We start from the raw sequence: 14,477 nt of genomic DNA on the forward strand, positions 1-14,477 counted from the left end.
TTTGTCCTCATTCATTCCGCTCATCCCTACAGGCCAGAGCCAACATTAAAATAAACTGCTTGTTCGTTATCGCTAAAAGCGACATCTACACCGGTACGCAGTCCGTATTCGCGCGCAATCAAATATCGAATACCACTGCCCCAGGCCACTTCTGCGCTACGGTAAAGCTCTGATGTACTGTCTGCCGCACTTCCAGCACCGACAAAACCCAAAACAATCCAACGCGACGACATTTGCCAGGCTAACTGCGTCTGAACGGTACTCACGTCATCCCCCTGGTAGCGATAGCGAGAGATACCACGAAGTTCGATATAAGGGCGCGCCATTGGTGGCAGATGTTTATCCTGCTGCGACAGCGTTTGATAGTCCCCTGCAAGTGAAAGCGTCCAGTCGGCGTTCAGTGGCAGGAAAAACTTGCCTTCGAGCGTCAGCAGGTCATAGCGATAGTCGCCCCCAAGATAGTGGCCGTAGAATTGATACTCGCCGCTAAGAGAAAGCCCGCGTCCGGGCCAAAAGAAGTTATCAGTTGTGTCGTATTCCGCTACCAGCCCCAATGCAGAGGTGATGCTGCTTTCACCCAATAGCTGCCGCCATACCTGGTTGACGAGCGGATTATTGCGGGCAGAGATATCCATCTTTGCCCAGAACTGTGATGCTCCCAAAAAAACGGGAGAATCCCCTGCGCGAAAGAGAAGCTTTTGCATACCGCCATAACTGCGAGTTTCGGTTTCCACGGCCTGGTTATTGCCAAAGCCCAATACGTCACCGGAATATATATCCAGATTGACATCGGCATAGCCTCCTGCAACCAGATAGCGAATGTGGTCATCCTGCCAGGTGTGGCGATGCCCTCCACCTACAAACCAGGTACCGTTTTGCGTTCCGCCACCGCCAAACGCGCTCATGGCCGGGGGAATAAACTGCCCATCAACCTGTCGTCCCTTGCCATGCAGAAACAGACCGAACAGGCCGCCGCCATAACCAACGGCCGGTTCGGTAATAACCAGCGGAATCGGTAGAAAACCGTACGGGTTTTCTTGTAAATAACGGCTCATGTCCACCATGCCGTCTTCAGGATCAATAAGCCCTGTCGCCATAGCGCGCCAGCACAGCAGAGGAATTAGCAGAAAAAGCCAACGCATTATTTCCCGCCTTCTGGCGGTGTTGCGGGTGCGGTATACCAATTATCTTTGGCCACCATCACGCTGTTTTCTGGCTGTAGCACAAAATTCGGAGACATAATCTGCACGTTAAATTCGTTGAAGACGTCCTGAATATTGCTGTGCAGTTCATTACGGGCATCTGCCAGAGATACATCCGGCAGCAGGCGCACCTGCAATTCATAGGAAATATACCAGTCCATCAGACTCAGCTGACGCACCAACGGCGGCTGTGAAAGATCGATTCCTTTGGCCCGCTTGGCTGCCAACTCCAGCATTGCGTGGACCTGGCGCCAGGGTGTGTCGTAGCCAATGGTAACGCCAACCGTCAGATTGACGCCGCCGTTGGTGCTTTGCGCGCTAAGGTTAGTAATTTTTCCACTAACCACTACCGCATTTGGCACGGTGACCACGTAATTTTCACGAGTAATAATTTTGGTCGCGAGCATACCAATTTCGCTTACCAATCCCTCGTTGTCCGCTACCCGAATCATGTCGCCTTTGCGCAGCGCGCGCGAATAGATCAAAACCAGTCCACTCATTGCGTGGTTCATCACCCCGGCCGACCCCAGCGTGAGCATCAGGCCAAAGAAAACGCTGATACCTTTAAACGCCAGTGAATTGGCACCGGGCAAAAAGGGATAGGCTGCAGATAGCGCAAAGAGCCACACCACTACAGAGATTAACTTACGGGTTGCGCCCACGGTTTCTGGATGAATTCCAGGCAACTGCAAACGCCCTGCCTCCACCTGGTTGAGAACCACCTTAAGCAACTTCAGGATGAACGCCGTGATGAGAAAAATGATCAGGACGATCATCAAGCCAGGTAACGCTGAGACAATCGACAATGCAATATCACGCACTACGCGTACAGACCAGTCACCAAGGGACTCTCCCCAGACGCGCGTCCAGGGAAACAGGCTAAAGACCCAACTCAGCCAAACGTAAAGTGCAACGATACCCAGCAGGATCATCAACAGTGCGTACAGGCGTGTCTCGATAGCGCCGATAAAACGCCGCCAACTCTGGGGGATCCAGCTTTTGTTCTCAAAAATGCGACGACGATAAACGCGTCTGACCCAACGCCAGGAACGGTATGCACCGAACCAAAACAGTACCAGTCCCACCAGACCAGCCACCGTTTTCACCGCCGACAGCGCCAGCCAGCTGCTGTTATACTGATCGCTCAATGCAGACCGCTGCGCCTCCATGCGCGCCAGTACGCGCTGCGCCGCCTGGTCGAGCGTAAGATCGTCTCCTTCGTCGAGATCGCCTTGTGTCAGCAACATCACCGGTTTACCGTTCATCACGATAAGCCTTCCCGGCTGGTTATAACGCGTGACCGATACAACCTGTAGCGGTTCGCGAACATCGGCTTCAGTGAAATTTCGTAGCGTATTGCGGATGCGCAGCACCCGCTCTTCTGGCGTAGTAAGGCCGAATTTCGCCTGGAGCATGACAATCGGTTGATGAAAAATATAAACCGTTCGCGCGCGTTCCTTTTCGGTGGGCTCCTGACGAGGTTCCGCCGCATATGTGTTAACAACCAAAGAGGAAAGAAAGCACATTAAAAAAGCGATCACAATCCTGTTCATATTCGCCACCAAAAACACGAGAATTATCGTTATTATTCAAAAAGCCAACGCAAATTTGATTGCTTTTTTTAGCATAGACCAGCCTTTCACTTACGCAATGTTAGTGATAAAGAGGTCTTCATTTCATGTGAAAGATGACATTGCCTTTCAAAGGTTCTTTTCCTCATCACTAAATATAAGCGTTCGATTATCCCCTCTGATAAAAAGGTAAATAACGTTTCCCTACGGGGTCAGTCAGCGTATCCATTCGTAAAGAAATAGCACCTCTTTGACCTGAATAGAGCGTTTGGCAGCTATGTATCCGCGTGGCTTGCATCGCGCCCTGGTGCGTGAAATTAACTGACAGTATGTGTTGCATCGATTCAGCATTATGTTGAAATCCAATAATCATAACTTCTTCCATAATTTATTATTAAATAACTTCCAGATGGAATAACCCCTCCGCCTTAATTAAGCTGCATTAAATTAATCACGATGCGAAAGATATGCCCTGCATTATTCATATTTTTGCAGGAATTCTCGAATAGTTATCTTGTGAAAGTAATTAACCTCCATTAGAAAAAATTTGGAGGATTTTTTCGTGTCTATACTCAAAAGGCTTACCTAATGAACGGAGTTCCCCACCATGCATAAAAGTGTCCCTTTTAGAAGGACGATGATTGCCAGTGTGCTAACGTTAGCAGCTGGCGCTGTGTCCACTGTTCATGCTGCACCGGCGACATCTACCGCACCGGAAAATGCGCCAAAGCAAGACTCATCTAAACCAAATATTGTCGTTATATTTGGCGATGACATCGGATACTGGAACCTGAGTACCTACAATCAGGGCACCATGGGATATAAAACCCCAAATATCGACAGCATCGCTGCCGAAGGTGCCAAGTTCACCTCCTACTACGCTGAGCAAAGCTCGACCGCTGGCCGTTCTTCATTCATTACCGGACAAATGCCGTTCCGTACCGGGATGAGTAAGGTGGGGATGCCGGGTGCGCCGCAGGGTCTGCAAAAAGAAGATCCGACCATTGCGAACATCCTGAAGCAACTGGGCTACGCTACTGGCCAGTTTGGTAAAAACCACCTCGGTGATCGCGATGAATTCCTGCCAACCGCGCACGGATTCGATGAGTTCATGGGTAACCTTTACCACCTGAACGCCGAAGAAGAACCGGAGAACCCGGACTACCCGAAAGATCCGGCCTTCCGCAAAGAGTTTGGCCCACGTGGCGTCATTAAGAGCACCGCCGATGGCAAGATTGAAGATACCGGTCCGCTTACCGTCCAGCGTATGAAAACCGTGGACGAAGAAACGCTCGCGGCCAACAACGACTTCATGGAACGTCAGGTTAAAGCCGGTAAGCCATTCTTCACCTGGTTCAATACCACCCGTATGCATAACAAAACGCACCTGAAAGACGGGAGCATTGGTGCTACGGGCCTTGGAACCTACGCCGACGGCATGGTGGAACATGACAAGATGATTGGTGAAGTGCTGCAGAAGATTAAAGATCTCGGCATCGAAGACAATACGATCCTCGTCTATACCACCGATAACGGCCCGATGACAGCAACCTGGCCGGATGCAGGCGAAACGCCTTTCCGCGGCGAGAAGAACACCGGTTGGGAAGGTGGTTTCCGCGTACCTGCGATGATTCGTTGGCCGGGCCACGTTAAGCCAGGCACCATCGTTGACGGCATTTTCGGCAGTAACGACTGGTTCCCTACCCTGGTTGCGGCTGCGGGCGATCCGAACATTAAAAACGAGCTGTTAAAAGGCTACAAAACGCCGTCCATTACCTACAAGGTGCACCTGGATGGCTACAACCAGCTCGACTACCTCCAGGGCAAGGGCCCGAATCAACGTAAAGAGTTCTTCTACTGGAGCGATGACGGCGATCTGCTGGCTATGCGCTACGAGCGTTGGAAAGTTCACTTTATGATTCAGGAGCATACCGGTCTTGATCTGTGGAAATACCCATTCACCAAGTTGCGTACGCCACTGATCTTTGACCTTGAAGTCGATCCGCTGGAGAAAGGCAGCGACGGTATGGGCTACAACTCCTGGTTCTACGACCGTCTGTTCCTGATGGGCGGCGCGCAGAAATACGCGAAAGAGATGCTGGAAACCTTCAAAGAGTTCCCACCGCGTCAGAAACCGGGTTCGTTCACCATTTCCGACGCTTCGGCGATGCTGGAACAAGGCTCTAATATCAATAAATAACCTAAGCCTCCGGGCAGGCTGTTCAGACAGCCTGCCCGTTTTTTGAAGAGTAGTGACGTTTTCTTGTTAGGGGTCTGCTATATGAAGTACAGCACCACACTACCGGTTAAAGCGCTTCCGTCGGCGGAAAAATATGACGGCAAAGGGCCAGAATACAAGCGCCGCTTTCATGTGATGGCCAAGCCCACCGGCTCGACCTGTAACCTTGACTGTTCCTACTGTTTTTACCTGCACAAAGAAGAGCTGCTGCATCAGGACAGACATACTGGCATGAGCGATGAGGTGCTAGAGAATTTCATTCGCCAGTACATTGATGGCCAGGACGGCGACCAGGTGGTCTTTTCCTGGCAAGGTGGCGAACCCACATTGATGGGGTTGGAATTCTTCCAGAAAGTAGTCAAATTTCAGAAGCAGTACCAGAAGCCCGGCCAGCGCGTCGAGAACGATTTACAAACTAATGGCGTGTTGTTGAACGACAAATGGGCTGAATTTCTTAAAGAACATCAATTTCTGGTGGGGCTGTCAATTGATGGCCCACGAGAACTGCATGACCGCTACCGTGTCACCCGTAGCGGCAAACCGACATTCGACAAAGTGATGGCGGGCGTTGAGGCCCTCAAGCGTCACGGCGTCCCATTTAACGCCCTGGTCACGGTAAACCGCACCAATGCCCGCTTTCCGTTGGAAGTATACCGCTTCGTCACCCGTGAACTGGGCGCAACCTACGTACAGTTTAACCCGTGCGTCGAACCGGTCGATTTCAAGCAAACCGCACCACAGTTCTGGCAGGACGAAAGCATCCCGCTGACCGGTAGCCGCCGCGCGCGCCCTGGCGATCTCGATTCGATCGTCACCGACTGGTCAGTTGACCCGGAGGACTGGGGCACATTTCTGATCGCCGTGTTTGAAGAGTGGGTTAATAACGATCTGGGCCGCGTACAGGTCAATCTGTTCGAAACGGCGGTCGCGCAGACGATGGGAATGCCTGCTCAAATCTGTACCCATTCAGAGTTCTGCGGTAAAGGGCTGGCGATCGAGAAAAACGGCGATATTTTTTCCTGCGATCACTACGTCTATCCCGAGTACCAGATCGGCAATATTGAACATGCCCAGCTTTCACACCTGGCTTTTTCCGAACGGCAAAAAGCCTTCGGCATGGGCAAACGCGACACGCTACCCAACTACTGCAAAACCTGCCCTTATCTGAAGCTGTGCTGGGGCGAATGCCCGAAAAACCGCATTGTCCGCACACCGGATGGCGAGCTGGGGTTGAACTACCTTTGCCCGGGCATTAAAGCCTTTTTTAACTATTCCGAGCCGATTCTGGTGGGCATCACAACCTTACTTAAACGTGATTTTGCAGGGCTACGCCGATGATAAATCGAGAAAAATTATTACAGCTTGAACAACGCATGAATGAGCAGGTTCTCGGTCAGGAAGAGCTGGTGCGCATGCTGATCATCGCCCTGCTTTGTGATGGACACGTTCTGCTGGAAGGCCTACCGGGTCTGGCGAAAACTCGCGCTGTGCGTGAGCTTGCGCGCCACGTTGAGGGGGATTACCGCCGTATTCAGTTCACGCCGGACCTTCTGCCTTCAGACATCACCGGCAGCGAAATCTATCAGCAAAACGCTTCCCGCGAAGAGGAGCAGTTCCGCTTCCGCCCTGGCCCGGTGTTCGGCAATATCATTCTCGCCGATGAAATTAACCGCGCCTCGGCGCGCGTGCAGTCCGCTCTGCTGGAAGCCATGGAAGAACGTCACGTAACGGTGGCGGGCAACAGTTGGCCTCTGCCCGGTGTTTTTATGGTCCTTGCCACGCAAAACCCGGTGGATCAGGAAGGAACCTGGCCGCTGCCGGAAGCCCAACTGGACCGTTTTTTGATGAAGGTGCTGGTGCATTACCCGTCTAAAGAAAACGAACAGAAAGTGATGCAACTGGTGCGCAGAGAACAGCAGCAAAAGTACCAACAATTGACGAACGCCACACCGGCCGCACCTGAACAACCCGATGCGCTGATGCTGAGCCAACAAGAAATTGCCGAATGTTGGCAGGCTATTTCCGCCGTTCATGTTTCCTCTACTGTCGAAAACTATATCGTCAATCTGGTGGACTTAAGCCGCCATCCGCAGTCGGTGAACGATACGCTGGCCGGGTACCTGACCTTTGGCATTAGTCCCCGCGGCACCCTGGCCCTTGAGCGTTGCGGTCGCGCGCAGGCCTGGCTGGAAGGTCGGGATGCGGTGCTGCCAGAAGACATTAAAAAGATAGCCCCGGCCGTGTTGCGCCACCGCCTGATGCTCAGCTACCAGGCCAGCGCCGACAACTGCACGCCGGATGATGCCGTACGGATGCTCCTTGATGCCGTGGTAGCGTGATGAACAGTGCCGTTCGCGTTGACCGCGATACGCTGCTGAAGCTCGCTGGCGATGCGCGAGCCATTGCCAATCCGCCAGGGCAGATCCCACCAGGCGCACTTGGCGGAGAGCGCACATCACGACAGCAAGGTCGCGGGCTGAACTTTGACAGCCTACGTCGCTATCAGCCCGGCGACGACGTCCGGCTGATTGACTGGCAGGCCACCGCGCGCATGCGTACGCCGTGGATTCGCCTGTATAACGAAGAGAAAGAACGTCCCGTGTTCTTGTTGGTCGACCAGCGGCGGGATATGTTTTTTTCGACGCGCGTGCAGACAAAATCCGTCGCTGCGGCTAAAACCGCCGGGCTGCTGGCCTGGCGCAGCTGGCACGACGGCGATCGTTTAGGCGGTATCGTCTTTGGTGACCAGGACTTTTCCCTGCGCAAATGCCGTGCGCCAAACGCTTCACTCCCTGCATTTCTCGACGATTTAGTGCAGTACAACCACGCCGTGGCGGACAACTATCCGCATGAAGCTCCCCATCCGCTCACGCTGGCAGCCATCCTGCGCCACAGCCTGCCGTTGATTCCAACCGGCTGCTGGGTCGCGTTAATCAGCGACTTTCACGATATGGATAGTGAATGCGATGCACTGCTGGCGGCCCTGCGCCGTCGGGGAGAAGTGAGCGCGTTCGTGATGCTCGACGATCTGCATTTGCGCCTGCCTGCTCACGGGCGACTGGCGGCCCGTTATGAAGGGCAAGAGGCGGCATTTTCACTCTCGCCTGAACTACAGGACGGCATCAAACAGAGTATTACTGCGCGGCTTTCGGCACAGGCGTCGCGCCTCACGCGGCTTGGCGTCCAGGTGAAGCAGATTGTTGTCGCCGGGGATCTGCTCAGACAGCTACAAAAAGGGGTTTAGATGCTGGAGAAAGGATTTACGGTACCCGAACTGGCGGAACCGGTTCTCCCCGATTCACCGTCATGGTTTCCCCTGCCGCCGGGATGGTTCGCTCTGGGCGGCGTCGTGCTCCTCGTGATACTTGTTTTTCTCATCATTCGCGTCGCCAGATGGCGCCGTAATCTGTGGCGTCGTCAGGCCCTGACGGCCCTCACTCAACCACAAACGGTGGACAGCTGGCTGCTGCTGATCAAACGTATTTTGCTGGTGCATCAGCCGCGTGAACAGGTTAGCGGTGCGCTGGACCCTGCCCAATGGCTCCCGTCCGTCCCACTGGATAATGCGCTGCGCCAACGTCTTTGCGAACGATACTGTCAACCAGACAACCAGTTGAGTGATGCCGATACCGCGCGGCTGCGTGTGCAGCTTCGCACCTGGCTTGAAGGACTACCCCATGTCTGAATACTTCTCACGCCTGGCGTTCGCCTGGCCATGGGCCTGGCTGCTACTTATCCTACCGTTGGTAGGCCACTTTGTGATGGCCAAAGAGCGCTCACTTAAAGAGTATGTTCGGGTCCCTTTTTTGCCCGGGCTGATCAATGAACTCCAGCTCAATAGCCAGCCTGCCCACAGCGGAAAGTTATCGACCGGGCTGTTCTGGCTGGTCTGGGTGCTGCTGGTCTGCGCGCTTGCCCGCCCGGAATTGCTGACTCCGCCACAACATATTGAAAAACCAATGCGCAACATCATGCTGATTCTGGACGTTTCTGGATCAATGGAAAAAAACGATGTTGCGGGGGGCATTACCCGGTTACAGGCGGTGCAGGAATCGGTTAAAAAATTCGTGGCCGCCCGCAAATCAGATCGTATCGGTCTGGTGATCTTTGCTAACAGCGCCTGGCCATTTGCGCCCGTCAGTGAGGATAAACAGGCGCTGGAAACCCGTATCAATCAGCTTGCGCCAGGCATGGCGGGGCAACAGACGGCGATTGGCGACGCGTTGGGCGTGACGGTGAAACTGTTAGATTCCAGCGGTGATAATGAAGCCAGCAAATTGGCCATTCTTCTGACCGACGGTAACGACACAGCTTCGCAGTTGACACCTCGCCTTGCCGCACAGCTGGCGGCCAGCCATCACGTACAGGTCCACACCATCGCTTTTGGCGACGTCAACAGCAGCGGCGATGACAAGGTGGATTTAGGTCTTTTGCAGGATATCGCCCATACCACCGGCGGGCGCGCATGGACGGCGCAGAACAGCGGTGCGTCGCTGGATGCGGTCTGGCAAGAAATTGACGCCATCACGCCGGTGCAGGTGAAGAGTATTGGCTGGTCATGGCGAATACCGTTGTTTGCCTGGCCTCTCGCTGCCGCACTGGTTTTATTGCTGGCTTTTAATATTTATCGCGCGCTCAGGGAGAGAATGGCATGAGTGATTTTCACTTTTTATACCCCTGGTGTTTGCTGCTGTTGATTCCTGCCATCGCGCTGTGGTGGTTACCCTCTGCCGGGCGTAGCGCCTGGTCACGCATTATGGATAAGCCGCTAGCAAACGCGCTGATCGTCGGGCGACAACGTAAACTCAGTCGGGCGCTGCCGTGGCTGGTGATGCTTGGTGTTATCGCGCTCGCAGGCCCAAGCTGGCAGCGTCAGCTTCCCGCCGCCCTGACGCCAGAAAGCAACGTGATGGTGATTTTGCAGCAGGATACCGCGATGCTTGCCAGCGACCTGCCTCCCAGCCGACATCAGCGGATGCAGACCAAAATCATGTCGCTGATGGAACGCATGCCGGGAACACGCTTTGGCCTGGTGGTCTATAACGCCGGGGCCTGGCTTACCACTCCACTTACCGTCGATACGGCCTTTTACTCGCTGTTCCTGCATGCGCAAACGCCTGCACTATTACCCTCTGGCGAAGGTTCTGGATTACAACATGCGGTCTCGCTGGCAATGCACAATATGCCCGCCGCGCCGCGCAGCATTATCCTGGTGACCGATACCTTAAGCGCGGAAGACGCCAGATGGCTTGGTGAACAAAATACGCCGCTACAAATCTGGGTGCCCGGAACCGCGCAAGGGGGCGCGCTGCCCGAGAAATATGCCGCCAGCGGTACGGATACACGGTTGAACGTTTCGCGCTTCGAGCAGATGCGCGACGACGGAATTCCGGTCACGCTGGTAACCACCGATGATGAAGACCTGCCCGTGGTACAGAGCCACATCCAGCAAAGTGTCACCGCGCAAAACAATGCCCGCAGCGATTTACACTGGCGGAGCGATGGCTGGATGCTAACGATCCCAATACTTGCCCTGCTGTTAATCTGGCGACGCCAGCTCTTTTGCTGGGTTTTGGTCGCGCCGCTGCTGTTCTGGCAGCCTTCCGGCCACGCCGCCTGGCTGGATGCCTGGGTAAGCCCCGATGTGCAGGGGCAGCGTGCGTTCTCCAGGGGGGATTACGCACGCGCTGCCCAGCATTTTAACGATCCACTCCGGCAAGGTATCGCATGGTATCGGGCGGGAAATTATCCCGCCGCTACCGCCGCGTTCCGACAGGCGGAACAAACCCCGGAAGCGCTGCTTTGGACAGGCAATAGCTACGCCCAGCAAAAACAGTGGCAACAGGCGTTGAACAGCTATGATCGGGCATTAAGCCTGCGCCCGGACTGGAAACTGGCGCAGGGTAACCGCGCAAAAATCGCCGCAATCATCATGCAACTGCGACAAAAGGAGCGCGAAAATAAATCGGCTCAGGGAGAAGAAGAAGATTACAAACCCGATGAAATTAAGCACGACCTGAAGCCCCACCAGGGGGCAGACCAAAAGGATATTCAGCCCATTGCCGGAGGGAATCCACAGGTGAATCAGTGGTATGAAAATCTGGCGGTTTCACCTTCTGGGCTGTTAGAAAGCCTCTACCGAACCCAGCCAGGAGAAGACCAATGAAGCTTATCTGGTTATTACTGCTGGCGGTACTTCCCTGCCAGGCGGCAATGACGGTCTCCCGCGAATTGATCGCCCCAGAACACGTTGTCCCTGGCCAGCCGGTGCGGGTAGCGGTAACGTTCTGGACAGATTCCTGGTTTAACCCGCCGCCGCAGTGGCCCGATTTCCCAGTAGAAAATGGCGATATTCTAACCAGCACGTCACCGAATCAATTGCTGACCCGTCACGATGGCGGTACAAGCTGGAGCGGCGTGCGCATGGAACGCCAAATCACTGCATGGGATCAGGGTAAGCTGGATTTACCGGCTTTCGAAATGACATTAACCGCATCCGGGCAAGCACCCGTTACGGTCAAACTGCCTGCACTGGAAACGGCGGTTAGCTGGCCGACAGGAGTCCAACAACCGGACCGTTTTCTGCCCGCTTCCAGCTTTTCTCTCAGCCAGAAGGTCAATATTTACCGCAGTGGTGAAGATAAAACGCTGCGCGCCGGTGACGTAATCGAACGCGTCGTCACAGCCAATGCTACCGATGTGATGCCCGCTCAGATCCCACAGTTGCTGTATGCTATAAACGGCACGCACACCCAACGATTGACACCAGAAAACCGTATGCTGACGTCGGGGCGCGGTGACATTACAGGCGCTGAACGCGTGGAAACACTCCGCTATTTACCGGTTGATGTAGGAGAAATCACACTACCGCCGATTAAATTACGTTGGTGGGATACAACCCATCAGCAATGGCAAATCGCTGAACTGCCCGGCAGTAAATATACCGTTGCCGCTTCACGCACCGCTGGGGCAGAATCTGTGTTAAAAGGCAGCCGCGACACCTTCACCTGGTCGACCGTGCTGCTGCTGACGGGCGGCCTCGCTTTACTCGTTCTTATGTTTATTTTCCGCCGCACATTGCTGCGTAGCACGCGTTATTTATCTCACCGCTGGTGCCGATTCTGGCAGCCGATTTCGTTACCGGGACAAACCCCAGATAACAGGAACTCACAATGAAGCATACGTTAATTACACTGGCTTTATGCGGCCTTTGCAGCACCGCCGCGGCTGAGCCCCTCTCCGCATGGAATGACACGGCAGCCAAACACGCTATTGAAGAATGGGTACAAAATGCCACCAACCCCGATCGTCCAACGTTTATTCCCACTGATAAACGCTACGTCGTATTTGATAATGACGGGACACTGTGGCCGGAAGCGCCGATGACGTTTCAGATCCAGTTCGCGCTGGACGAGATTAAACGTCTTGCCCCAGAAAATCCCAATTGGTCGAACGATCCGCTGGTGCAGGCCGTATTGAAAGACGACCTCAAAAGCGTCGTCGGTTCAGGAGAAAAAGGGCTTATGCACCTGCTATCGCTCACGCACAGTGGCATGACAACGGAGGACTTTACTCAGCGGGTTGCCAACTGGGTTTCAACGCATAAAGACCCACGTTTTGGCTGCCAGTATGACCAGATGGGATATCAACCTATGCGTCAGTTGCTGGATTATCTACGAGAGAATGGCTTTAAAACCTGGATTGTTTCCGGCGGCGGGATAGATTTCATGCGCGTGCTCTCGCAAAAAATGTATGGTATTCCGCCAGAACAGGTGATCGGATCGTTCGCGCTCGGCGAGTTCGCGTTATCCGGAGATGGGACAACAATCACCAAGACGATGTCGGGAGCCTTCAATGATGACGCGGCGAACAAGCCCGTGGCGATCCACCTGTTTATGGGGCAGCGCCCCGTGGGCGCATTTGGCAATAGCGATGGCGATCTCGCCATGCTGCAGTACACGGCCGCCAATCCGGACGCGAAAACCTTCGGACTGCTGGTCCATCATACCGATGCCGCACGTGAATACGCCTATGATAGTCACCCACCCGCAAGCGGAAAACTTGTTGATGGATTAACGCAGGCGAAATCGCATGGCTGGACCGTGGTTGATATGAAACAGGACTGGAAGACCGTATTTGACCCGGCGCAGTGCGTCGTGAAATCATCACCATAACGATCTGTTTAAGGCATCAGTCCATGTTCCTAAAAGACGATAACATCTTCTTACGTATCATATTATTACTACTTTCTACCTCTACGCTGTCGAGCTGCACATTAACCCGTGTTTCCGACAGCACACATGCCAAAGAGGTCGATGAGCTGAATGTTATTGGTCTGAGCCTGGAGGCAGCAAGGCAAAGAGCAACTGAAAAAGGTTTTGTGTGCAGCGAATACGGAAACGTGAACACGGTTGTAACCGAACAGGGTGAGCATCGATGGCTACAAACTGAATGCAGCAAGAAAAGTGCAGAGCTGTTCTGCCCGCAAATGCGTTTTGTCGTTCTTAATGTCGATCCCAACACGAATAGAGTCGTTGATGTTGGCAATTATGTTAATCAACACACCTGTTTTTAAAGACAACACCTGCATCTTGCGCTAATTATCGTATCGACTAAAGGACGTTATCTTGCTCATCAGAATCATCATCGCAATGGTCGCATTTGCCGGCAACTCCGTACTTTGCCGACTCGCATTGAAGGGGATGCATGCTGATGCTATTTCATTCAGCAGCCTCCGGTTGATAAGTGGCGCAATTGCCCTTTTCTTATTTATTGCGATAACATCTGACAGCAGAAAATTTGAGTTCAAGTGGTTAAATGCCCTGCTCCTTTGTATCTATGTTTTTTCATTCTCCATTGCCTATGTTTCTCTCAGCACCGGTGCTGGTGCCCTGCTGCTCTTTGGTACCGTTCAGCTCGTCATGACAGTATGGGGGATAGCTCAGGGAGAAAAGCTCATAATTTTAAAAATAACAGGTATACTCGGGGCATTGGCTGGAATAGCCATATTGCTGCTTCCTGGTGCAGAACGCCCTTCCTTGTATGCTGCAATAATGATGGTTATTGCTGGGTTAGCCTGGGCTTTCTACAGTATCACAGGGAAAAAAATCACGGATGCTGCTGCCTCAACCGGGGGGAATTTCATCCTGGCAATCCCGGTCGCATTGATTATCCCTCTGTTCTTCCGCTCTCATCTTCATATTGATATATATGGATTAGTTCTGGGCGTGCTTTCTGGTGCAATTACATCGGGAGGTGCATATCTGCTCTGGTATTCATTGCTCCCCTTACTCAGGTCCACAACGGCCAGTACTATTCAACTCAGCGTACCTTGTCTGGCCACTCTCGGTGGGATCCTATTTTTGGGCGAAACGCTCACCGTCAGAATCCTTCTCGCAAGCGTCATTATTTTGGCTGGAATTGGCTTAGTTATTTTCTCTGATATGAGAAAAGGAGCAAAATAGA

The 14,477-nt window shown here is 53.4% G+C and carries 13 protein-coding genes; 11 read left to right on the forward strand and 2 right to left on the reverse strand.

Annotation, left to right across the window (positions count from 1 at the left end; translation table 11 throughout):
- Nucleotides 1-26: 26 nt before the first annotated feature.
- Together OGX96_RS17925 and OGX96_RS17930 are read right to left on the reverse strand one after the other, a co-directional pair.
- Complete coding sequence (locus tag OGX96_RS17925; RefSeq protein WP_502872648.1) at nt 27-1,142, reverse strand: BamA/TamA family outer membrane protein; 1,116 nt, start codon at nt 1,140-1,142, stop codon at nt 27-29.
- Complete coding sequence (locus OGX96_RS17930; protein ID WP_286583782.1) at nt 1,142-2,755, reverse strand: mechanosensitive ion channel family protein; 1,614 nt, start codon at nt 2,753-2,755, stop codon at nt 1,142-1,144. The genes OGX96_RS17925 and OGX96_RS17930 overlap by 1 nt, the downstream gene beginning before the upstream one ends.
- Before the next feature lie 625 nt (nt 2,756-3,380).
- On the opposite strand from OGX96_RS17930, the gene OGX96_RS17935 reads away from it, so the two are divergent.
- The 11 genes from OGX96_RS17935 to OGX96_RS17985 all read left to right on the forward strand — a co-directional run bounded on the left by OGX96_RS17935 (nt 3,381) and on the right by OGX96_RS17985 (nt 14,476).
- Entirely contained in the window at nt 3,381-4,973 is a 1,593-nt protein-coding gene (locus OGX96_RS17935) for an arylsulfatase (protein ID WP_079934031.1), read from the forward strand.
- Between the two features lie 81 nt (nt 4,974-5,054).
- Nucleotides 5,055-6,350 (forward strand): anaerobic sulfatase maturase, encoded by a 1,296-nt coding sequence (locus OGX96_RS17940; protein ID WP_286583785.1) that lies wholly within the window; start codon nt 5,055-5,057, stop codon nt 6,348-6,350.
- A complete protein-coding gene (locus tag OGX96_RS17945; RefSeq protein ID WP_286583788.1) occupies nt 6,347-7,351 on the forward strand; it encodes an AAA family ATPase in 1,005 nt (334 codons plus the stop codon). Before OGX96_RS17940 ends, OGX96_RS17945 begins: the two co-directional genes overlap by 4 nt.
- Nucleotides 7,351-8,256: a DUF58 domain-containing protein gene (locus OGX96_RS17950; RefSeq protein ID WP_153753081.1), complete on the forward strand. Its 906-nt coding sequence runs from the start codon at nt 7,351-7,353 to the stop codon at nt 8,254-8,256. The genes OGX96_RS17945 and OGX96_RS17950 overlap by 1 nt, the downstream gene beginning before the upstream one ends.
- Nucleotides 8,257-8,697, forward strand: a complete 441-nt coding sequence (locus OGX96_RS17955; RefSeq protein WP_103285202.1) for a DUF4381 domain-containing protein — start codon at nt 8,257-8,259, stop codon at nt 8,695-8,697.
- Nucleotides 8,690-9,667: a VWA domain-containing protein gene (locus OGX96_RS17960; protein ID WP_286583791.1), complete on the forward strand. Its 978-nt coding sequence runs from the start codon at nt 8,690-8,692 to the stop codon at nt 9,665-9,667. Before OGX96_RS17955 ends, OGX96_RS17960 begins: the two co-directional genes overlap by 8 nt.
- Nucleotides 9,664-11,178 (forward strand): tetratricopeptide repeat protein, encoded by a 1,515-nt coding sequence (locus OGX96_RS17965; protein WP_286583793.1) that lies wholly within the window; start codon nt 9,664-9,666, stop codon nt 11,176-11,178. Before OGX96_RS17960 ends, OGX96_RS17965 begins: the two co-directional genes overlap by 4 nt.
- The gene (locus OGX96_RS17970) at nt 11,175-12,188 is read left to right on the forward strand and encodes an oxygen tolerance domain protein (protein WP_286583795.1); all 1,014 of its coding nucleotides are present in this window, start codon (nt 11,175-11,177) and stop codon (nt 12,186-12,188) included. Before OGX96_RS17965 ends, OGX96_RS17970 begins: the two co-directional genes overlap by 4 nt.
- Nucleotides 12,185-13,186 (forward strand): HAD family hydrolase, encoded by a 1,002-nt coding sequence (locus OGX96_RS17975; protein WP_153753087.1) that lies wholly within the window; start codon nt 12,185-12,187, stop codon nt 13,184-13,186. The genes OGX96_RS17970 and OGX96_RS17975 overlap by 4 nt, the downstream gene beginning before the upstream one ends.
- A 23-nt stretch (nt 13,187-13,209) precedes the next feature.
- Nucleotides 13,210-13,587: a hypothetical protein gene (locus OGX96_RS17980; protein ID WP_153753089.1), complete on the forward strand. Its 378-nt coding sequence runs from the start codon at nt 13,210-13,212 to the stop codon at nt 13,585-13,587.
- Between the two features lie 52 nt (nt 13,588-13,639).
- On the forward strand, nt 13,640-14,476 hold the full coding sequence (locus OGX96_RS17985; RefSeq protein WP_219988093.1) for a DMT family transporter: 837 nt from the start codon (nt 13,640-13,642) through the stop codon (nt 14,474-14,476).
- The last annotated feature ends 1 nt before the right edge of the window (nt 14,477 follow it).

Origin of the sequence: Citrobacter sp. Cpo100, assembly GCF_030332595.1 — a bacterium.
GTDB classification, from domain to species: Bacteria; Pseudomonadota; Gammaproteobacteria; order Enterobacterales; family Enterobacteriaceae; genus Citrobacter; species Citrobacter portucalensis.

Bases quoted from the DNA above. Each gene is read 5' to 3' on its own strand.
- OGX96_RS17960 (WP_286583791.1), top strand. From the start codon at position 8,690: ATGTCTGAATACTTCTCACGCCTGGCGTTCGCCTGGCCATGGGCCTGG.
- OGX96_RS17955 (WP_103285202.1), top strand. From the start codon at position 8,257: ATGCTGGAGAAAGGATTTACGGTACCCGAACTGGCGGAACCGGTTCTC.
- OGX96_RS17930 (WP_286583782.1), bottom strand. From the start codon at position 2,755: ATGAACAGGATTGTGATCGCTTTTTTAATGTGCTTTCTTTCCTCTTTG.
- OGX96_RS17965 (WP_286583793.1), top strand. From the start codon at position 9,664: ATGAGTGATTTTCACTTTTTATACCCCTGGTGTTTGCTGCTGTTGATT.
- OGX96_RS17970 (WP_286583795.1), top strand. From the start codon at position 11,175: ATGAAGCTTATCTGGTTATTACTGCTGGCGGTACTTCCCTGCCAGGCG.
- OGX96_RS17945 (WP_286583788.1), top strand. From the start codon at position 6,347: ATGATAAATCGAGAAAAATTATTACAGCTTGAACAACGCATGAATGAG.
- OGX96_RS17925 (WP_502872648.1), bottom strand. From the start codon at position 1,142: ATGCGTTGGCTTTTTCTGCTAATTCCTCTGCTGTGCTGGCGCGCTATG.
- OGX96_RS17980 (WP_153753089.1), top strand. From the start codon at position 13,210: ATGTTCCTAAAAGACGATAACATCTTCTTACGTATCATATTATTACTA.
- OGX96_RS17935 (WP_079934031.1), top strand. From the start codon at position 3,381: ATGCATAAAAGTGTCCCTTTTAGAAGGACGATGATTGCCAGTGTGCTA.
- OGX96_RS17940 (WP_286583785.1), top strand. From the start codon at position 5,055: ATGAAGTACAGCACCACACTACCGGTTAAAGCGCTTCCGTCGGCGGAA.
- OGX96_RS17950 (WP_153753081.1), top strand. From the start codon at position 7,351: ATGAACAGTGCCGTTCGCGTTGACCGCGATACGCTGCTGAAGCTCGCT.
- OGX96_RS17975 (WP_153753087.1), top strand. From the start codon at position 12,185: ATGAAGCATACGTTAATTACACTGGCTTTATGCGGCCTTTGCAGCACC.